The sequence below is a fragment of the Enterobacter sp. PI-10 genome (genome assembly GCF_027947695.1).
Classification (GTDB): Bacteria; Pseudomonadota; Gammaproteobacteria; order Enterobacterales; family Enterobacteriaceae; genus Enterobacter; species Enterobacter vonholyi.
In genome coordinates this window covers 603,013-622,378 of sequence record NZ_JAJNOG010000002.1, presented here as the reverse complement: position 1 = coordinate 622,378, position 19,366 = coordinate 603,013, and the positions used below count along the sequence as shown (strand labels likewise).

At 56.6% G+C, this 19,366-nt stretch carries 15 protein-coding genes and 1 pseudogene; 12 read left to right on the top strand and 4 right to left on the bottom strand.

What is annotated here, in order from left to right; all coding sequences use genetic code 11:
- Positions 1-55: 55 nt before the first annotated feature.
- On the bottom strand, positions 56-2,170 hold the full coding sequence (pqqU, locus tag LRM19_RS07415; protein WP_271367991.1) for a TonB-dependent receptor PqqU: 2,115 nt from the start codon (positions 2,168-2,170) through the stop codon (positions 56-58).
- A 242-nt stretch (positions 2,171-2,412) separates the two neighbouring features.
- Here pqqU and yncE point away from each other — a divergent pair, with 242 nt between their 5' ends.
- Entirely contained in the window at positions 2,413-3,474 is a 1,062-nt protein-coding gene (yncE, locus tag LRM19_RS07410) for a 7-bladed beta-propeller protein YncE (RefSeq protein WP_127731071.1), read from the top strand.
- Positions 3,475-3,525: 51 nt separating this feature from the next.
- Here yncE and ansP read toward each other — a convergent pair whose 3' ends face one another.
- Positions 3,526-5,022: an L-asparagine permease gene (gene ansP, locus LRM19_RS07405; RefSeq protein WP_111963662.1), complete on the bottom strand. Its 1,497-nt coding sequence runs from the start codon at positions 5,020-5,022 to the stop codon at positions 3,526-3,528.
- A 435-nt stretch (positions 5,023-5,457) separates the two neighbouring features.
- Positions 5,458-6,993, bottom strand: a complete 1,536-nt coding sequence (locus tag LRM19_RS07400) for a methyl-accepting chemotaxis protein (RefSeq protein WP_271367989.1) — start codon at positions 6,991-6,993, stop codon at positions 5,458-5,460.
- A gap of 344 nt (positions 6,994-7,337) precedes the next feature.
- On the opposite strand from LRM19_RS07400, the gene LRM19_RS07395 reads away from it, so the two are divergent.
- From LRM19_RS07395 to LRM19_RS07345, 11 genes and pseudogenes are all read left to right on the top strand, one after another.
- The gene (locus LRM19_RS07395; RefSeq protein ID WP_271367988.1) at positions 7,338-7,877 is read left to right on the top strand and encodes an AAA family ATPase; all 540 of its coding nucleotides are present in this window, start codon (positions 7,338-7,340) and stop codon (positions 7,875-7,877) included.
- Positions 7,878-7,987: 110 nt separating this feature from the next.
- Positions 7,988-8,989 (top strand): LLM class flavin-dependent oxidoreductase, encoded by a 1,002-nt coding sequence (locus LRM19_RS07390; protein ID WP_115875249.1) that lies wholly within the window; start codon positions 7,988-7,990, stop codon positions 8,987-8,989.
- Complete coding sequence (locus tag LRM19_RS07385; RefSeq protein WP_271367987.1) at positions 8,986-10,107, top strand: M20 peptidase aminoacylase family protein; 1,122 nt, start codon at positions 8,986-8,988, stop codon at positions 10,105-10,107. Before LRM19_RS07390 ends, LRM19_RS07385 begins: the two co-directional genes overlap by 4 nt.
- 16 nt (positions 10,108-10,123) lie before the next feature.
- A pseudogene (locus LRM19_RS07380) lies at positions 10,124-12,387 on the top strand (NtaA/DmoA family FMN-dependent monooxygenase).
- A 9-nt stretch (positions 12,388-12,396) separates the two neighbouring features.
- Positions 12,397-12,906 carry a GNAT family N-acetyltransferase gene (locus LRM19_RS07375; protein WP_032656866.1) on the top strand — a complete coding sequence of 170 codons (510 nt, stop codon included), beginning with the start codon at positions 12,397-12,399 and terminating at the stop codon, positions 12,904-12,906.
- 9 nt (positions 12,907-12,915) lie between these two features.
- Positions 12,916-13,842: an amino acid ABC transporter permease gene (locus LRM19_RS07370; RefSeq protein WP_115875243.1), complete on the top strand. Its 927-nt coding sequence runs from the start codon at positions 12,916-12,918 to the stop codon at positions 13,840-13,842.
- Positions 13,826-14,599, top strand: coding sequence for an amino acid ABC transporter ATP-binding protein (locus LRM19_RS07365; protein WP_271367984.1), 774 nt, complete (start codon positions 13,826-13,828; stop codon positions 14,597-14,599). The genes LRM19_RS07370 and LRM19_RS07365 overlap by 17 nt, the downstream gene beginning before the upstream one ends.
- 9 nt (positions 14,600-14,608) lie before the next feature.
- A complete protein-coding gene (locus LRM19_RS07360) occupies positions 14,609-15,496 on the top strand; it encodes an ABC transporter substrate-binding protein (protein ID WP_115875239.1) in 888 nt (295 codons plus the stop codon).
- 41 nt (positions 15,497-15,537) lie between these two features.
- A complete protein-coding gene (locus tag LRM19_RS07355) occupies positions 15,538-16,155 on the top strand; it encodes a glutathione S-transferase family protein (RefSeq protein WP_271367983.1) in 618 nt (205 codons plus the stop codon).
- A 37-nt stretch (positions 16,156-16,192) separates the two neighbouring features.
- On the top strand, positions 16,193-16,423 hold the full coding sequence (pptA, locus tag LRM19_RS07350; RefSeq protein WP_008501760.1) for a tautomerase PptA: 231 nt from the start codon (positions 16,193-16,195) through the stop codon (positions 16,421-16,423).
- A 184-nt stretch (positions 16,424-16,607) separates the two neighbouring features.
- Positions 16,608-17,609 (top strand): Kdo(2)-lipid IV(A) acyltransferase, encoded by a 1,002-nt coding sequence (locus tag LRM19_RS07345; RefSeq protein WP_271367981.1) that lies wholly within the window; start codon positions 16,608-16,610, stop codon positions 17,607-17,609.
- 44 nt (positions 17,610-17,653) lie between these two features.
- Here the strand turns inward: LRM19_RS07345 and LRM19_RS07340 are convergent, their stop codons facing one another.
- Positions 17,654-19,339 carry an NAD-dependent malic enzyme gene (locus LRM19_RS07340; protein WP_271367979.1) on the bottom strand — a complete coding sequence of 562 codons (1,686 nt, stop codon included), beginning with the start codon at positions 19,337-19,339 and terminating at the stop codon, positions 17,654-17,656.
- Positions 19,340-19,366: the final 27 nt, after the last annotated feature.

Sequence of the window (19,366 nt, the reverse complement as noted above, 5' to 3'; positions counted from 1 at the left end):
GGTTTATTGCCATCAGGAGCGTTATTTCATTAATCAAATAAACTTTTCTTTTAGCTTACTCGAAGCGATAAGAGACCGACAGCCCGACCCCGTAGTTACGGCCAGGTGCAGGCTCGTAATAACGACCGTTAGACTCGTTGACAATAACCGAGCCCGCGTACTCTTTATCGAACAGGTTATCGACGCGGCCAAAGACGTCCATGCCCCAGCTGCCGTAGTTGAATTTGTACCCTGTGTTCAGCCCGACCACCGTATACGACGGCGCTTTCGCCGTATTCTCGTCGTCGGCCATGATATCGCTCATGTAACGCACGTCCGTGCCCGCGTACCAGCCTTCCTCCGGCTGCCAGCCAAACGAGGCGAACCCCATATTGCGGGCAATACCCGGCATCCTGTTACCGTTACAGTCTGCGTCGCTGCAGACGTTAGTCCGGTAGGTGGCATCCAGATACGTCCACGCCATCTTCAGCTTCCAGCTCTCAGCAAACTGCTGATCGAGGGAAACTTCCACACCCTGACGACGGGTTTTCCCGGCATTTTTATAGGTTGTGCGGCCGCCTGAACTGGAGTCCACCACGATCTCGTCATCCGTATCGGTGCGGAACAGCGCCGCCGTCAGCAGGCCGTTGCCGATTCGGGTTTTGCTGCCCACTTCATACGTATTGTTGGTGGACGGCTGCAGCCCAATGTTGAGGCCTCCCTGGTTATCGGCGCGATAGGAGAGTTCGTTGATAGTTGGCGTTTCGAATCCACGCCCTGCGGCAGCGTAGAGGTTCCATGCGTCCGTCACCGCATACTTCACGGAACCGGCCGGAAGCCATTTGTGATAGCTCGCGTCACCGCTGTCATCGCCGTTGCCCGGCGTAACGTAATGATCGTTGGAATCAAACCAGACCGAACTGTAGCGCACCCCCGCATCAACAGAGAGTTTCTGCGTCAGCTGCCAGCTCGTTTGCAGGTAAGGGTCAACGTTCCACATCAGGTTGCGTTCGTCGCGACGTTTATCGCCTTTGACCCCGTAGTCCGGCACGCCGTTGCTCATCGCGAAGTTCTCGTATCCGCGACGATCTTCACTCAGGTTTTCGTAGTTCAGACCGGTGGTAAAAGTCACCGGTACCAGCAGCTCGCCGCGGTGCGTCCAGCGGGTATCCACGCCCTGATAGTGGCGCTGCATATCAATCACCCCGCCGGAATGGGAGGCTTTTAGCTGAGGCTGATACGGAATCGACTGGTACTGCGTCATTTCACGCTCACCGGCGTACATCATCACGCTCAGGTCGTCCTGAGCGCTGAGCTGACGATCGTAGCGCAGACCGGCCTGGGTCTGCTTGATGGTCTTGCGGGTGTTGTACTGGTCGCCGCGCGGAGACTGACGCGGATTGTTCTGCCACTCCTGATAGCTCAGCCCGCCCGGATCGTTGGCCTTCATGTCCACGCTGTTGAAAATCAGCGTCAGCTTGCTGACGTCGTCAATGCGCACGCCCAGTTTGGCGTTAGCGAGGTTTTTCCGCGCGCCGCTGTGGTCGCGGTAGCCTTTGGTGGTGAAACGGGTGGTGGAAACGGTGTAATCCACATCGCCCGCGTGGGTGCCATCACCCATCGCGCCGGTGGCTTTCATGCCGTAGCGCCAGGTACCGTAGCTGCCGTAATAGCTGCTGGCTTCAATGGTCGGCGGCTGCTTACCGGTCTGGGTGTTGATGTTAATCACGCCGCCGGAGGCGTTGCCGTACAGGGCTGAGAAGGGGCCGCGCAGCACTTCAACGCTCTCCACGCTGGAAAGATCGATGTTGGACGTCTGGCCCTGTCCGTCCGGCATGGTGGCAGGGATACCGTCGACATACATACGGATACCGCGCACGCCAAACGTTGAGCGGGCACCAAATCCGCGCATCGAAAGCTGGAGATCCTGGGCATAGTTCTGACGGTTCTGAATTTGCAGCCCGGGTACGCTGCCAAGAGATTCAGACAGGTTGATGCGCGGCGCGGCCTGGCGCATGTCATCGCCATTAACGACGCTGACCGCTGCCGGTGTATCGAGTTCCGATACGGTTTGCGGCGTGGCGCTGACGATCATGGTTTGTTCTTCCGCGCTCATTGCGGTGAGCGGCGCAAAAATAACAGGAACCAGCAGCAGCGGGAGAGAAGCCTTACGGGCAGAAATGATTTTCATGAATAAAACCGGTTGTGGTATGTAAACGAACCAAATGGAACATGTCCATATATGTTAAAGGTTTTGTAAAAGTTTTGAAAACTATAACCGCACATTGCGTTAATGGAAGGCGAAGCGGGAAAGAAAAACTCCACATTCAACTGATTAATGATTACTATTCTCATTATCAAAAGGCAATGCCATGACGTTGTCTGCCGGAAGTGATGTCAGCCCAAACCCCACTTTTCAGAAAAGGAATTGTTATGTCTTTACGTCATCTGTGCTCACCGCGTCTGAGCCTGTCACTGCTGTCTGCCACTTTACTGCTTGCCGGGACGTTCCAGGTGCATGCCGCCGAAGAGGTGCTGCGTAAAGCGGTGGGCAAAGGGGCGTATGAAATGGCGGTCAGCCAGCAGGAGAATGCGCTGTGGGTGGCGACCTCGCAAAGCCGTAAAACCGATAAGGGCGGAGTTGTCTACCGTCTTGATCCGGTCACGCTGGACGTGACGCAGGCGATCCATAGCGATCTCAAGCCCTTTGGTGCCACCATTGACAATGCGACCCAAACGCTGTGGTTCGGCAATACGATCAACGGCGCGGTAACCGCGATTGATGCTAAAACGGGTGACGTAAAAGGGCGGCTGGTGCTGGACGGGCGTCAACGCAGCGAAACCGTCAAACCGCTGCAGCCGCGCCAGCTGGTGGCGGACGACGCGAGCAACACCATTTACATCACCGGTGTCGGTAAAGAGAGCGTGATTTGGGTGGTGGATGGCGCCACGCTGAAGCTAAAAGAGACCATTGCCAGGACCGGTACTTACAGCACCGGCCTGGCGCTGGATGGGCAGGCTAAACGTCTTTACACCACGAATGCGGACGGCGAGCTGTTAACCATTGATACGGCCACGAACAAAATCCTTAGCCGTAAAAAAGTACAGGATGACGGGAAAGAGCACTTCTACCTGAACCTGAGCCTCGACACAGCCGGTCAGCGTGCGTTCCTGACTGATTCAAAACAGCCGGAAGTGCTGGTGGTGAGCCTGAAAGACGGCAGCGTGATCGCGAAAATCGCCGCGCCGGAATCCCTGGCGGTCCTGTTTAACCCGGCCCGCAATGAAGCCTATGTGACGCACCGTGAAGCCGGCAAGGTGAGCGTGATAGATGCGAAAACGTATAAGGTGACTAAAACGTTCGACACGCCGGTCTACCCGAACAGCCTGGCGCTCTCTGCGGATGGCAAAACCCTGTACGTGACGGTGAAACAAAAATCGACTCGCCAGCAGGAAGCCACCCAGCCTGACGATGTCATTCGTATCGCGCTGTAAGATAAAAAAAGGGAAGGCATTTGCCTTCCCTTTTTAATGCTTACCGGATGCTTAACGCGAGGTTTCTTCCACCAGCGGCGCGTCGTGTTTTTCATCATCAGGATGAACCGGCGCGGTGCTGTGAATTTCATGAACGCGTTTACGCACGCCAAACCAGCCGGCAATCAGCAGAACGGCCAGCAGCGGAATGGTCGCGATGGTGTAGGTGCCGTTCGGGTAGTCGAACGCCATCAGCACCAGCACGCTGAACAGGAAGAGCAGGGTGAGCCAGGAGGTCACCGGCGCGCCAGGCAGCTTAAAGCTGACGTCAGCGGCTTTGCCTTCTTTAATCGCTTTGCGCAGACGCATCTGGCAGACCACGATAAAGCCCCAGGACGCGATAATCCCGAGTGCCGCCACGTTCAGAACGATTTCGAATACCTGAGACGGCACCAGATAGTTCAGGAACACGCCGAAGACATAGACAACCAGCGTAGCCAGAATACCGGCGTACGGCACGTGCTGCTTGCTCATCTTCGACATGAATTTCGGCGCAGAACCGCCCATGGACATGGAGCGCAGGATACGGCCGGTAGAGTAAAGACCGGAGTTCAGGCTGGAGAGCGCTGCGGTCAGGACCACGATGTTCATGATGCTGCCAACGTAAGGCACGCCCAGCTTAGAGAAGAAGGTCACGAACGGACTCTGACCCGCCTGATAGGCAGTCCACGGGAGCAGCAGAACCAGCAGCACCACGGAACCGACGTAGAACAGACCGATACGCCAGATCACGCTATTAATGGCTTTTGGCACCATGGTCTGCGGGTCTTTACATTCACCTGCTGCGGTACCCACCAGTTCGATGGAGGCGAAGGCGAACACGACGCCCTGAACCAGCACCAGCGCAGGCAGCAGACCGTGCGGGAAGAATCCACCGTTATCGGTTATCAGGTGGAAGCCGGTGGCATTGCCGTCCAGCGGCTTACCGCTGCCGAGGAAGACGGTACCCACGACCAGGAACACCACGATGGCCAGTACTTTTACCAGCGCAAACCAGAACTCCATCTCCGCGAACCACTTCACGCCGATCATGTTCATGGTGCCGACAATCGCCAGCGCGCCAAGCGCAAAGACCCACTGTGGCACATCGCCAAATGCGCCCCAGTAGTGCATATACAGCGCTACGGCGGTGATATCGACGATACCGGTCATTGCCCAGTTGACGAAGTACATCCAGCCCGCAACGTAAGCGGCTTTTTCACCGAGGAATTCACGGGCATAAGAGACGAAGCTGCCGCTGGAAGGGCGATGCAGTACCAGTTCGCCCAGCGCGCGTAGAATGAAGAAAGAGAAGATCCCGCACACCAGATAGACCAGGGCGAGAGCCGGGCCAGCCATCTGCAGGCGTGCACCAGCACCTAAAAACAGACCCGTTCCGATAGCGCCGCCGATGGCGATCATTTGAACCTGACGGTTGCCCATCGCTTTGTGGTAGCCCTCTTCGTGGGAGTTCAACCAGCGACGTTTAGCAGCGTGATGATCGGCTGCGCTTTTATTGCTTGTTTTCATTGAGTTACCTGTTTGCCTGTCTGAACCATTATCGTGATAGTCCTGCCTGGCAGAGCGCAATACAAACGATTGCTTCTGCGCAAACACATGTCGCCTTCCCAGTCATTCTGCGTATGGATAAGGCGAAACATGGCGAGGCATCCTACCTGCAATTCATAAGCGACGCAAAATATAACCGTGCCGAAAGTGATGCACGTCGAAGGAAATCGTGTGGTCAGAGCAGACGGGGATCACAACACGCTGAATCGTGATGAGTTTTTAGTCAAAACAATCGCGAGGTTGATTATTTAATCATCAGAATATCTTAATTATTACCAGATGGTATAAATTGGGGTTACCTCAGAGCACCCGCCGTTAACATGAAACGGTAACAGGCGGGTGACGGATCTGCGATAACGCACAAAAATAATCTCAGGCTTCACAGACCCCGAACGGCTAACCGCCAAAAACGGCAATCGCCTGCTTAAGGCGCGTCGTGCGCTCCGTCAGGTGATTCGCGGCGTGAGTGACGTTATCCACCATCCCCGTATTGTTGTGGGTCATTGCGCCGATACGGGAGATGGATGCGTTGATGAGCGTCAGCGCCTGGGTTTGCTCCTGCGTGGCGTGGCCGATCTCCTTAATCAGGGAGGAGACCCGCAGCACGTTGTCGATCATAACCGTCAGCTGCGTTTCGGTCTGTTCCACTTTCTCCACGCCAGCGTTGACGCTGGAGACGTTTTTCTCGATCAGCGCTTTGATCTCTTTCGCCGCCGTCGCGGAGTGCTGCGCAAGATTACGCACCTCAGCCGCCACCACGGCAAAACCGCGCCCGGCTTCACCCGCACGCGCCGCTTCAACGGCAGCGTTCAGCGCAAGAATGTTGGTCTGGAAGGCAATGCGATCGATAACGCTGATAATATCAACGATCTGGCTGTTATCCTGCGACACGGACTGCATCATACCGATGGTCTCTTTCATCATCGCTTCACCGCGGTGTGCGCTGTCGCTGGTGCGATCGGCCATCTGGATCGCCTCGTTCGCGGTTTCAGCCGTCTGCTTCACCGCGCTGGCAATCTCTTCTACTGCCGACGCGGTTTGCTGCAGAAAGTCTGCTGTTTCTTCAGAGCGCGTCTGTAGCGCCGCACCTTCTTTGGCAACCTGCTGGCTGATGGTGCTAATTCCGCTGATTTGCGCCCCGACATCGTCAACCAGCGAATTCAGGTTCAAACCTGATTGATTCACCAGGCGCATCATCAGCCCGATGTCATCGATCCTGTCAAAATGGTAATAGTCCGTTTTACGTCCTGAAACCACGCGCTGCATCTGTTGCACAATGGATTTTAACGGACTGGCGATCTGCGCATGAAGATAATAAGCCAGGGAAGTAAACAGCAGCATCAGACTTGCCGATTGCACAAATTTATCAGGAAATAAATACACGGCCAGACAGGAGAGTAACGCCGTCGTCGCAATACCAAGATGGATTCGTTTACTGGTGCTGAGACATTTAAAGAGCGAGATAAATGAAAATAAACCGCGTCGAACCAGCAATCCTTTATAAAAACGGTAATGTTTTAATTCGTTATTACGCACTTTTGTATAGAGTTTTTCACTGGCCGCAATCTCCTCGCGTGTGGGTTTATTTCGCACGGAAATATAGCCCGTCAGGGAGCCGCCCTGCCAGACCGGCGTTACGTTTGCTCGCACCCAGTAGTGATCGCCATTATGACGACGATTCTTCACCAGCCCGGTCCAGGTCTCACCTTGCTGCAGGGTAAACCACATGTCGCCAAACGCTTCGGCAGGCATGTCGGGATGGCGGATGAGGTTATGCGGCTCGCCCAAAAGATGCTCTTCTTTATATCCGCTGGCTTCAATAAAAGCGGAATTAGCGTAGGTAATATGACTTTTTGTATCGGTGGTCGACATTAACGTCGAACCATCGTTAAGTAAATACTCGTTTTGTGTAACGGGAGTGTTACGCCTCATGAGTAACTCCATGGTGATGTGCAAGAATAAAAAACATCCGGAAAATGCTCCGGCAAGATGAGGGTGATTATTTTTTATAACTGTCTTGTTCTTATTCTCTCTGAAATTCTGACAGCCTGAAATACCCACCGTTCATTATTTTTAATCTGTTAATGTTGTCGGATGTAATAAAAATGAAAATATTTTCAGGGGCATTTTTGGATGGTGATGCAAATAAATGACATAACCCAAACTGCAAGAGGGAGATCGTCACTCTGGAAAAATTGTCATGCTGAAATAGCGTTTCGTTAACAGGATGAAAACGCTATCATTTGGTCAGTTTTCGTTAACACAGTGAGGCTGAGGTGAAAATTAACGTCATCGGAACCAGCGGGAGCGGAAAAAGCACGCTGGCGAAGCAGATTGCGACCGCGCTGTCTATTCCCTGTATCGAGATGGACAGACTCTACTGGCATGCTGACTGGCAGGGCACGCCGGACGATGAGTTTCAGGAAAAGCTGGAGCAGGCGCTACAGGCTTCGCCAGACTGGGTGCTCGACGGAAACTACAACCGTACGCGACCGGTGAAATGGCGCAATGTAGACGTGGTGGTGTGGGTGGATTATGGGTTTGCCCGCACCCTCAGGCAGGCGGTCACCCGAGCAATAAAACGGGCCTGGCATAAACACGAGCTTTGGCCCGGAACGGGAAATAAAGAGAGTTTCCGGCGCGCGTTCTTCAGCAAAGAATCCATTATCATCTGGACGATCAAAACCTGGCGTAATAACCGCACGCGCTATGAAGCCGATCTGCAAAACCCGCAATACAGCCATATTCGCTTCGTCCGCATTACCCGTCGGGAGCAGGTGGAAACGCTGATCGCCTCCTTAAAGTCTTATTCTTAGCATGGTTTTATATATCTGATTTCCGGCAAACTAAATGTAAATTAATTGTTTCTCAGTGGTGAAATGCGCCTTTAATAATGTCGACATGTTAAGTCAAACGAGAACGCAACATGTCATGGCGAATCAGCATTCTGGATAAAAGCCCCATCGCTGAAAACGAAACGGCTGCCGATGCGCTGGCGCGTACCCTGGCGCTGGCGCAGCAGGCAGAAAATCTGGGCTATCACCGCTTCTGGATTGCCGAACACCACAACACCCCACAGCTTGCCAGCCCTTCGCCGGAGCTGCTGATTGCCTGGATCCTCGGGCAAACCACGCGCATTCGCGTTGGCTCTGGCGGCGTGATGCTCCAGCACTACAGCCCTTATAAAGTCGCTGAGAATTTCAACGTGCTGGCCGCGCTGGCGCCTGGCCGTGTGGATCTCGGCGTCGGGAAAGCCCCCGGCGGATTACCGCTCTCAACCCGCGCGCTGCAGCAGGGCCTGAATCAACAGGAAAAGGGCAGCTTTGCAGAACAGCTGGCCCAGCTCGATCGCTGGATCCGTCCTGAGCATCAGTCAAATGAAGAGGCGGTCCGCGCCACGCCGCTGCCGCCGTCGCCTGCTGAGGGTTTCCTGCTGGGCGCGAGTATCGATAGCGCGCTGCTGGCCGCCGGGCTCGACTGGAACTTTGTGTTTGCCGCGCACCTGAACGGCGATCCGGACCTGCTGCGTGAGGTGGTTTCGACCTGGCGTAAGAACAGCGCGCGGGACGTGATAGTGGCGGTACAGGCGATCGTCGCGCCGACGCAGGCCGAAGCAGACGCGCTGGCGCAGAAGGTCGAAGTGTGGGGCGTTGAGCTTGCAAACGGACAGCGTGTCACCGTGGCCAGCGAAGAGCAGGCCTACGCGTTTGCGCGGCAGGCGGGCAGCGAGCCGGTGCGCATCGCACGTCGCGCGCAGTCGCTGCTGGCGGGCACCGCTGAGTCGGTAGTGGAACAGCTCAACGCGCTGCATCAGCAGTGGGGCATTGACGAATTTATCATCGATACGCCGGTAGCGGAGGGGGCTACGCGCGTCGCGTCGCTGCGCCTGCTTGCCGAGGCGCGTCTTAACAAGGAGGTCACCGTATGAGCTTTGGCGAACAGCTGATTGCCTGGCGTCGCGAACTGCACCAGAACCCGGAGCTGTCCGGCCAGGAAGTGGAGACCACAACGCGCCTGCGCCAGTGGCTGACGAATGCCGGGATTACCCCGCAGCCATACGACCTGTCGACCGGGCTGGTGGCGGAAATCGGCTCGGGCAGCAAACTGATTGCGCTACGGGCGGATATTGATGCCCTGCCGATTGAAGAGCGCAGCGGCGTGCCGTTCAGCTCGCAGCGTGCAGGCGTAATGCACGCCTGCGGACACGATATCCACACCAGCGTGATCCTCGGCGCCGCGTTAAAGCTGAAAGAGCGAGAAGCCTCGCTAAACGGCCGGGTGCGGATCCTGTTTCAGCCTGCCGAAGAGAATTTTGGCGGTGCGAAGAGCATGGTGCGCGCCGGTGCCCTGCGCGATGTCAGCGCGATTTTCGGTATGCACAACGAGCCCGGCCTGCCGGTCGGTGAGTTCGCCACCCGCGGCGGGCCGTTCTATGCCAACGTCGACCGCTTTGTGATCCGCATTACCGGTAAAGGCGCGCACGCCGCGCGTCCTCACGAAGGCAATGACGCCATTGTGCTGGCAAGCCAGCTGGTGACGGCGCTGCAAAGCGTCGCCAGCCGCAACGTCAACACGCTGGATTCGGTGGTGCTGAGCGTGACCCGCATCGCGGGCGGCAACACCTGGAACGTGCTGCCGGAAAGCGTCGAGCTGGAAGGCACGCTGCGCACCCATCGCACGGAAGTGCAGCAGAATGTGAAAGCCCGCGTGGGTGAAATCGCCGCCGGGTTTGCCAGCGCCTTCAGCGCGCAGATTGATATCACCTGGTATGCCGGGCCCACCGCGCTGGTGAACGATGAGCGCTGGGCCGATTTTGCCACCTCGGTCGCGCGTGACGCCGGATATGAAACCCGGCACGCGGAACTGCATATGGGCGGGGAAGATTTTGCGGTCTATTTGCAGTCAGTTCCAGGCGCGTTTGTCAGCATTGGCAGCAACAGCCCGTATGGTTTACATCATCCGGCCTTCAACCCGGATGAAGCGCTGATTGAGCCCGCTGCCCGCTATTTTGCACAGCTTGCGGAAAAAGCCCTGCAACACGTTTAATTCAGGAGAGGTAAATATGTCTGCAACCCGACAACTGCGGCTGGGCACCATTCTGCATGGTGCATCCGGAAATATGTCCGCGTGGCGCCATCCTGCGGCGATCGCCGACGCCAGTATTAATTTCGACTTCGTGAAAGCGACGGCGTTAAAGGCCGAGGAAGGTAAGCTCGATTTTCTCTTTGTGGCCGACGGTCTCTATATTAACGAGAAATCGATCCCTCATTTTCTGAATCGTTTTGAACCGTTAACCGTGCTTTCCGCACTGGCCAGCATCACCTCGCGCCTGGGACTGGTGGGAACCTTATCCACCTCCTACAGCGAGCCCTTCACCACGGCGCGCCAGTTTGCCAGCCTCGATCACCTCAGTAACGGCCGTGCGGGCTGGAACGTGGTGACCTCGCCGCTGGAAGGGTCGGCGAAGAACTTTTCCCGAGAAAAACACCCCGAACACGCGCTGCGCTACCGGATTGCGGATGAGTATCTCGACGTGGTGAAAGGGCTGTGGGATTCCTGGGAAGGCGACGCGTTTATCCGCAACAAAGAGAGCGGTCAATTTTTTGACCCGGCCAAACTGCATACGCTCGATCACCACGGTGACTTCTTCCAGGTCGCCGGTCCGCTGAATATTGGCCGCACGCCGCAGGGTCGCCCGATTGTCTTTCAGGCCGGGGCGTCGGACGACGGGAAAAAACTGGCGGCGAAACATGCCGACGCCATTTTCACCCACCACGAGACCTTCGACGAGGCAAAAGCCTTTTATCAGGACGTAAAACAGCAGCTGGAAACAAACGGCCGCCGCGCCTCGGATCTTCATATTTTCCAGGGCGTCAGCGTGATTGTGGGTAAAGACGCCGATGACGTGGAAAATCAGTACCAGACCACGGCGGCGCTGGTGTCGATTAACGACGCCCTCAATTACCTCGGACGCTATTTTGAACATCACGATTTCAGCCAGTATCCGCTCGACGAGCCGTTTCCGGATATCGGCGACTTAGGCAAAAACAGCTTCCGCAGCACCACCGATGAAATTAAGCGTAACGCCCGAGAGCGCAACTTAACCCTGCGTCAGGTGGCCCTTGAAGCCGCTTCGCCTCGTCCACGCTTTTCCGGTACGCCGGAAGAGGTAGCCGATGGTCTGCAGGCCTGGTTCGAAGGCTATGCCGCAGACGGCTTCATCATTCAGGGCGGCACGCCGGACACCTTCCCGCGCTTTGTTGACCAGGTGGTACCTGTTCTGCAGGCCCGCGGCCTGTTCCGTACCGACTACCCGGGCACCACGCTGCGCGAAAGCCTTGGCTTAGACCAACCGAAAAACCAGTACACACAACAATAAAAGAGAACCCCGCTATGCAGAAATCATCGCTTGTTCTGGCGCTCGCGCTGGCTTTTACCCCTGCCGTCTGGGCAGAGAACGTCAATATTAACGGCACCGGCGTGAGCATTGAGGCCAATAAAACGCCGATTAATACCGCCAAAAACAATGATGCGGTGGCACAGCTGCCGAAAGACTATCGCTTTGCCGTGCCGGGGAAATTTACCGTGGCGGTGGCGGGCCTCAATCAACCGCCGCTGACGGTTTTCTCCGACGACAACAAAACGCTGCTGGGAAGCGAGGTTGACGTCGCCCGTCTGGTCGCCGACAGCCTGGGGCTGGAGCTAAACGTGGTGCCAACCTCCTGGGAAGACTGGCCCCTGGGCGTGGCGTCCGGGAAATACGATGCGGCCATCAGCAACATCACCGTTACCAAAGAGCGTAAAGAGAAGTTTGATTTCGCCACCTACCGGAAGGACTCCCTCGGCTTTTATGTGAAATCCACCAGCCCGATTACGTCGCTGCAGAAGGCGGAAGACATCGCCGGGCTGCGGATTATCGTCGGCTCCGGCACCAATCAGGAGGCCATCCTGCTGGCATGGAATGCTGAAAATCTGAAGAAAGGATTGAAGCCCTTTACCCCGATCTACACCAAAGACGATGCGGCCCAAACCCTGGCGCTGCAGTCCGGGCGCGCGGATGCCTACTTTGGCCCGAACGTGATTGGCGCCTGGAAAGCGGCGCTGAACGGGAAAACCAAACTTGTGGGCAGCGTCGACGGCGGCTGGCCGAAGGCGGCACACATCGCGGTGACGCTGAAAAAAGGCAGCGGGCTGGTTGAGCCGGTGCAAACCGCGCTGAACGGCGTCATCAAAAACGGCGATTACGACAAAGTGCTGAACCGCTGGGGGGAAGGGGTTGAGCGCATTCCTCAGTCCGAAGTGAACCCGGCTGGCCTGGGCGATTAAGGAGGCGTAATGAGCGAACGATTTCGTGATGTATCACCGGAAGATGCCGAACTTCAGCCCATTATCGAGGGGCTGTTCGGGGAATATGCGGCCCGCTACGGGGACTACTTCTCTAAAGACGCGGAAGTGGAGCTCACCGAGTGGTATTTAGCGCCGCAGGGGCTGTTTATCGTCCTGGAGCGCGACGGGAAGATTATCGCCACCGGCGCGTACAAACCGTTCGACGAACGCACCGCAGAAATCAAACGCATCTGGACGGACAAAACCCTGCGTCAGCAGGGGCTTGCCGGGCGCGTGGTGCAGGAGCTTGAGCGCAGGGCGGTGCTGGCAGGGTACAGTCAGATCTACCTGACAACCGGCTTTCGCCAGCCGGAAGCGGTCAGGCTCTATCTCAGCCAGGGCTATCAGGCGCAGTTCGATCTGAACCGCGATCCGGAAGAGTACAGCCAGCCGCCGTTTGACGGTCGGCTGCGATTCACTAAAACGCTGGTACGCGAAGCGTTCAGTAAAACCGCATGAGGAACGACGATGAGCAACGTTGAAACCATTAAGGTGGTCCCGGCGCGTTATCCGCTGCGGGCCGTCGGCGCCGCGGTGGCGCTGTTTGTCCTGGCGGTCGTGATTCAGTCAGTCGCCTTTAACCCGCGCTGGGAGTGGGCGGTGTTCGCCCGCTGGTTCTTCGACCCGGTGATCCTCGAAGGCGTCGGGCAGACCCTGCTGCTGACGCTGATCGGTACCGCGCTGAGCGTGGTGTTTGGCGGCATGCTGGCCCTGGCGAGACTCTCTTCTTCCTGGCTGCTGAGCAGCCTGGCGTGGGCCTACATCTGGCTGTTTCGCTCGCTGCCGCTGATCGTCGTACTGATTATCCTGTACAACTTTTCCTATCTCTACGACACGCTCTCTCTCGGCGTGCCGTTCACCGGCATCACCTGGGGCAGCTTTGAAACTATCAACGTGCTGGGGCAGTTCTCTACCGCCGTGGTGGGGTTAACCCTGGTGCAGAGCGCCTATACTGCCGAGATCGTTCGCGGCGGATTCCTCGGGGTCGATCACGGGCAGTATGAAGCCGCCGCCGCGCTCGGCCTGCCGGCCTGGCGCCGCACGGTCCGCATTATTTTGCCTCAGGCGCTGCGCACTATTCTGCCGTCGGGCTTCAATGAAATCATCAGCCTCGCCAAGGGCACGGCGATGGTGTACGTCCTGGCGATGCCGGAGCTGTTTTATACCATCCAGATGATCTACAACCGCACGCAGGAGGTGATCCCGCTGCTGATGGTCGGTGCCGCGTGGTACCTGGCGATCACCACCGTCCTGTCCGCTATCCAGTACGGTGTTGAACGCGCGCTTGCCCGCAGCGAACGTCGCTCTGCGGTTAATCAGAACCGTGCCGCTCGTCGTACCCGTTCCGTCACCACCACGACAGCACAGGAGCCTATCCATGCAAGCCTCTCCTGAAGGACATATCTTGATTACCGGCGTCAGCAAGTATTTTGGACGCCATAAGGCGCTCGACAACGTTTCGCTTGAGATCCCGCCCGGTTCCGTGACGGTCATTCTCGGGCCGTCCGGGTCGGGCAAATCGACGCTGCTGCGCACCATTAACCACCTGGAGCGCGTCGACGAAGGCTTTATTCAGATTGACGGTGACTACATTGGCTACCGTCGTCAGGGCGACAAGCTCTACGAGCTGAAGGAGAAAGAGATCCTCAAGCAGCGCGTCAACGTGGGCTACGTTTTTCAGAACTTCAACCTCTTTCCGCACCTCACGGTGCTGGAAAACCTGATTGAGGCGCCCATCGCGCATAAAAAGCTCAGCAAAAAAGAGGCGGTGGAAAGAGCGTACAGCCTGCTGGATGTGGTCGGACTGCGGGATAAAGCCGATGCCTGGTCCCGGCATCTTTCCGGCGGGCAACAGCAGCGTATTGCCATTGCCCGCGCGCTGGCGTTACGTCCACGCGTGATGCTGTTTGATGAACCCACCTCGGCGCTGGATCCGGAGCTGGTGGGGGAAGTGCTGGATGTTATCAAAAAACTGGCCCGCTCCGGCACTACGCTGGTGGTGGTCACTCACGAGATCGGCTTTGCCCGGGAAGTGGCGGATCAGGTGGTGTTTATGGTCGACGGAAAAATTGTCGAGCAGGGCAGCAGTGACGAGGTGTTAAACCGTCCGTCACACGCGCGAACGCGCCAGTTCTTGTCAAAAGTGCTGTAAGGAGCGCAGATGAAATACGGACTTCTGGCGGGGCTACTTTTTACGACGGCGAGCCACGCCAGCATCGATCTGAAAGCCAACGAACAGCCGCTGCCGGTGACGGTGGATCGGCAGGCCGTGGCGAAGATCCCCGCCGGTTATAAATTCGTTGAGCCGGGTACGCTGACGGTCGCCGTCTCGATGCTGAACTCCCCGCCGCTGGCGCTGCTGGCCAGCGATAACCGCACGCGGATTGGCAGCGACCCGGATATTGCTCGCCTGCTGGCGGGCAGCCTGGGGCTGAAGCTAAAGCTGGTGCCGACGGCGTGGGAAGACTGGCCGCTGGGGATCGCTTCCGGGCGCTACGACGTGGCGCTGGTGAACATTGCTGTGACCGAACAGCGTAAAGAGAAGTTTGATTTTGCGACCTACCGCGTCGATTCGCTGGCGTTTTCGGTGAAATCGACCAGCGAGATTAAGTCAATCAAAAGCGCGGCAGATCTGGCCGGAAAAAGGGTGATTGTTGGCTCTGGCACCAATCAGGAGCGCATCCTGCTGGGCTGGAACGAAGAGAACAAAAAGGCGGGGCGGGCGCCAGCGCTGCCGGTCTATCTCCACGACGATGCCTCGGGCAATCTCTATATCCAGTCCGGCAGGGCGGATGTGTTCTTTGGCCCTCAGTCGGTTTCAGCTTACAAAGCGGCGCTCACCGGCAAAACCCGCGTGGTCGGTTTAGGGCCGAAGAAAGCTTATGTCGCCACCACGACCAAAAAAGGCAATCAACTGGTTTATGCCCTGCAGGCCGCGCTGAACGGTGCGATTGAGCGCGGAGAGTACCAGAAGGTGCTGGCGCGCTGGGGCGAGCAGGGCGAAGCGGTGACGCAATCGGAGGTCAATCCGCCTGGGATAACCTACTAATGGTGCTCTACACTTAGGATTTTCACTCCTGAGGGGGCAACATGATTAAACTTTATGGCGTACCCGGCTGGGGCTCGGCAATCAGTGAGGTGATGCTGACCCTGGCTAATATCCCTTATCAATTTATCAACGTGGACGGGTTTGACCAGCCCGGTCCGCAGCGTGAATTGCTGCACAAGCTCAATCCGCTGTGCCAGGTGCCGACGCTGGAGCTGGAAAATGGTGCCATCATGACCGAAACGGCGGCGATTGCCCTGATGGTGCTCGACCGGTGTCCCGATCTCGCCCCGCCCGTGGGGCAGGCTGAACGTCAGCAGTTTCAGCGTTTGCTCATCTGGTTCGTAGCCAACGTCTATCCCACGTTTACCTATGCAGACTATCCCGAACGCTGGGTGCCGGATGCGCCCGAACAGCTGCAGAAAAACTGCATCGAATACCGGAAGTCCCTCTATTTGTGGTTCGAAAGCCAGCTTAAGGCTACCCCGTTTGCGCTGGGGGAACGGCTGACGCTGCTCGATGTGTATATTGCGGTGGCGCGCACCTGGGGGCCCCGTCACGCCTGGTTTGCCGAAAATGCCCCTAAATTCACGGCGATTGCGGACGCCGTATGTCAGCTACCGGAACTGCACAAGGTGTTAAAGGCAAACAAAATTATCTGATAACGTGGAACCCTCATTCACAACCGGAAGCCTGCACATGCCACACGTAGATATCAAATGTTTTCCCCGTGATTTGAACGACGAACAAAAAGCTGCACTGGCGGCAGATATTGCCGACGTGATTATTCGCCATTTCAACAGTAAAGACAGTTCCGTGTCGGTGGCGTTGAAGCAGATCGCGCCTGAAGACTGGAAGGCGCAGGTCTGGGATACCGAAATTGGACCGAAGCTGGAGGAGCTTATTAAGAAGCCCGGGTATTCGATGTAAGATCTTCTGCCGGGGGGCGAATAAATCCTCCCCGGCTCGATTTCACGTTTTTCGCAAAAATCGATAAAAATGCGTTTTGTCTTATCCGCTACAATTAACGTTTCTGACTGGCATATTATTCATCCTTAGGAAAGATCTTCAACAGAATCAATTAAGGACAGACACGTTAAAGGATAATTTTCTGATGACAAAATTACCCCGTTTTTCATTCGCCTTTCTTCATCCCCGTTACTGGCTAAGCTGGGCCGGCATTGCGGCTCTGTGGCTCATCATGCTGCTCCCTTATCCGCTTCTGTTCAGAATCGGTCATGGCCTGGGTCGACTGGCGATGCGCCTGCTTCCGCGCCGCGTCGAGATTGCACGCCGCAACCTGGAGCTCTGTTTCCCGGAGATGAAAAAGGTGGAGAGAGAGTCATTGCTGCAGCGTAATTTTGAATCGGTAGGAATGGGGGTAATCGAAACCGGGATGGCGTGGTTCTGGCCTGCATGGCGAGTGCGGAAATGCTTTACCGTGACGGGTTATGAGCACATGGAGAAAGCCAGAGCGCAAGGAAAGGGCGTGGTGCTGGTGGGAATGCATTTTCTGACGCTTGAGCTGGGCGCGCGGATATTCGGCATGCTTAACCCCGGTATCGGGGTTTATCGTCCTAATAATAATGCCCTGCTGGACTGGCTTCAGACGCGCGGGCGCCTGCGCTCCAACAAAACCATGCTCGATCGCCATGATTTAAAGGGAATGATCCGTTCGCTGAAGCAGAATGAAATTTTGTGGTACGCCCCGGACCACGACTATGGCAAAACCAACAGCGTGTTTGTGCCGTTCTTCGCGGTGCCGGATGCCGCGACGACGGCGGGCAGCTATATGCTGGTCAAAAGCGCTAACCCTGCCGTCATACCCTTTGTGCCGCGGCGCAGGGCGAATGGCACCGGCTACGAGCTGATTATTCTGGAAGATATCAGTGAGGCGTTGCAGGGCGGCGATAAAGAAGCCGTGGCGACGCAGATGAACAAGGCAATTGAGCAGGCCGTACGCATGGCGCCTGAACAATATATGTGGCTGCACCGTCGCTTCAAAACGCGACCTGAAGGTGTACCTGACCGTTATGCTCGCCAGAAACTGGCGGCTACACGGGGTGATATTCTCTCCGCCAGCGAATTTTCTGACCGCTCAGGCGTACAGCACTAAACCCTCAGCGATGCCCTCACCCTGCGGTGAGGGCATGACCAGCGCTACAGCGCAGAACGGCGGTACGGCGCATAGTCTGCCTGCCACCAGGTCTTCTCAATGCGCGCCATCAGGGTTTCATCATCTAAAGACGGCGCCACGCCTTGTTCAATGGCGGCCCGGGCGACGGCGACGGCAATCTGGCGTGAAACCGTTTCAATCTGATCTACCGGCGGCAGCAGTCCGCCTCTTTCCGTGGTCACCAGCGGAGACTGTGCGGCCAGGCTGCGGCTTGCTGCCATCAGCATCTCTTCCGTCACCCGGCACGCGTTGCAGGCCAGCACGCCAAGCCCCAGACCAGGGAAAATATAGGCGTTGTTACACTGGGCGATCTCGTAGTGCGTATTCTCCCAGAATACCGGAGCGAACGGGCTGCCGGTGGCCACCAGCGCGGCACCCTGTGTCCAGGCGATAAGATCCTGCGGCTGGGCTTCCGCCCGCGAGGTCGGGTTCGAGAGCGGCATGATGATGGGGCGCGGACAATGGCGATGCATCTCTTTGACGATCTCTTCGCTGAACAGCCCAGGCTGGCCTGAAACGCCGATCATCACCGTGGGATGCGCGTTCTTCACCACGTCCAGAAGGGAAATATTCTTCGCGTCCACCTGCCAGCTGCAAACGGCATCGCGCGCGGTAAGCAGGTTTTTCTGGAAATCGAGCAGGTTTGTCATGTCGTCGGTCAGCAGGCCGAAGCGATCGACCATAAAGATCCGGCTGCGGGCTTCGGACTCGGCCAGGCCGTCGTCCACCATCAGCGCCACAATTTTTTCAGCGATCCCGCACCCGGCAGAGCCGCTGCCCAAAAAGACCACGCGCTGATCGCGAATGCGCGTACCCGCGGCATGGGCCGCAGCCATCAGCGTACCGGCGGTGACGGCTGCCGTGCCCTGGATGTCATCATTGAAACAGCACAGCTGGTTGCGGTAGCGCTGGAGAAGTCGCGTGGCGTTTTTCTGCGCAAAGTCTTCAAACTGCAGGAGAACGTTGGGCCAGCGCGCTTTAACGGTGCTGACAAACATATCCATAAACTCAGCGTACTGGTCGTCGCTGATGCGCGGGTGGCGCCAGCCCATGTACATCGGGTCGTCGAGGTGTTGCTGATTATTGGTGCCGACATCCAGCATAATCGGAAGGGTAGAGGCCGGGTGGATCCCTCCGCAGGCGGTATAAAGCGACAGCTTGCCAATTGGAATGCCCATCCCGCCGATACCCTGATCGCCAAGCCCTAAAATACGTTCCCCGTCCGTTACCACTATCACGCGAACGTCGTTACGCGAAAAGCTTTGCAGCATCTCATCAATACGATGGCGGTTAGGCCATGAAATAAACAGGCCGCGCGCGCGTCGATAAATCGTGGAGAAATGCTCGCAGGCTTCACCGACCGTCGGGGTATAGATAATCGGTAACGTCTCTTTCAGATGCGAACGCAAGAGGTTATAAAAGAGAGTTTCATTGGTGTCCTGAATATTTCGCAGGTAAACATGACGCGAAATATCGCTTTTAAAATGGCAGAACTGCACCCAGGCGCGCTCGGTTTGCTCTTCAATGGTTTCAACGTTATGCGGCAATAATCCATGCAGATTAAAATTATCACGCTCTTCTTTAATAAATGCGAGGCCTTTATTTAGTAGCGGGTTTTCCAGCAATACGGCACCGTTATAGGGGGTGTACAGAACTTCTTTCCGGGACATGGTTAACTCCTGAATTTTTTTAACAAA

Excerpts from the sequence above, each read along its gene's own strand:
- LRM19_RS07355 (WP_271367983.1), top strand. The coding sequence starts at position 15,538 with ATGATTAAACTTTATGGCGTACCCGGCTGGGGCTCGGCAATCAGTGAG.
- LRM19_RS07360 (WP_115875239.1), top strand. The coding sequence starts at position 14,609 with ATGAAATACGGACTTCTGGCGGGGCTACTTTTTACGACGGCGAGCCAC.
- ansP (WP_111963662.1), bottom strand. The coding sequence starts at position 5,022 with ATGAAAACAAGCAATAAAAGCGCAGCCGATCATCACGCTGCTAAACGT.
- LRM19_RS07375 (WP_032656866.1), top strand. The coding sequence starts at position 12,397 with ATGAGCGAACGATTTCGTGATGTATCACCGGAAGATGCCGAACTTCAG.
- LRM19_RS07370 (WP_115875243.1), top strand. The coding sequence starts at position 12,916 with ATGAGCAACGTTGAAACCATTAAGGTGGTCCCGGCGCGTTATCCGCTG.
- pptA (WP_008501760.1), top strand. The coding sequence starts at position 16,193 with ATGCCACACGTAGATATCAAATGTTTTCCCCGTGATTTGAACGACGAA.
- LRM19_RS07390 (WP_115875249.1), top strand. The coding sequence starts at position 7,988 with ATGTCATGGCGAATCAGCATTCTGGATAAAAGCCCCATCGCTGAAAAC.
- yncE (WP_127731071.1), top strand. The coding sequence starts at position 2,413 with ATGTCTTTACGTCATCTGTGCTCACCGCGTCTGAGCCTGTCACTGCTG.
- pqqU (WP_271367991.1), bottom strand. The coding sequence starts at position 2,170 with ATGAAAATCATTTCTGCCCGTAAGGCTTCTCTCCCGCTGCTGCTGGTT.
- LRM19_RS07400 (WP_271367989.1), bottom strand. The coding sequence starts at position 6,993 with ATGAGGCGTAACACTCCCGTTACACAAAACGAGTATTTACTTAACGAT.
- LRM19_RS07365 (WP_271367984.1), top strand. The coding sequence starts at position 13,826 with ATGCAAGCCTCTCCTGAAGGACATATCTTGATTACCGGCGTCAGCAAG.
- LRM19_RS07340 (WP_271367979.1), bottom strand. The coding sequence starts at position 19,339 with ATGTCCCGGAAAGAAGTTCTGTACACCCCCTATAACGGTGCCGTATTG.
- LRM19_RS07385 (WP_271367987.1), top strand. The coding sequence starts at position 8,986 with ATGAGCTTTGGCGAACAGCTGATTGCCTGGCGTCGCGAACTGCACCAG.
- LRM19_RS07345 (WP_271367981.1), top strand. The coding sequence starts at position 16,608 with ATGACAAAATTACCCCGTTTTTCATTCGCCTTTCTTCATCCCCGTTAC.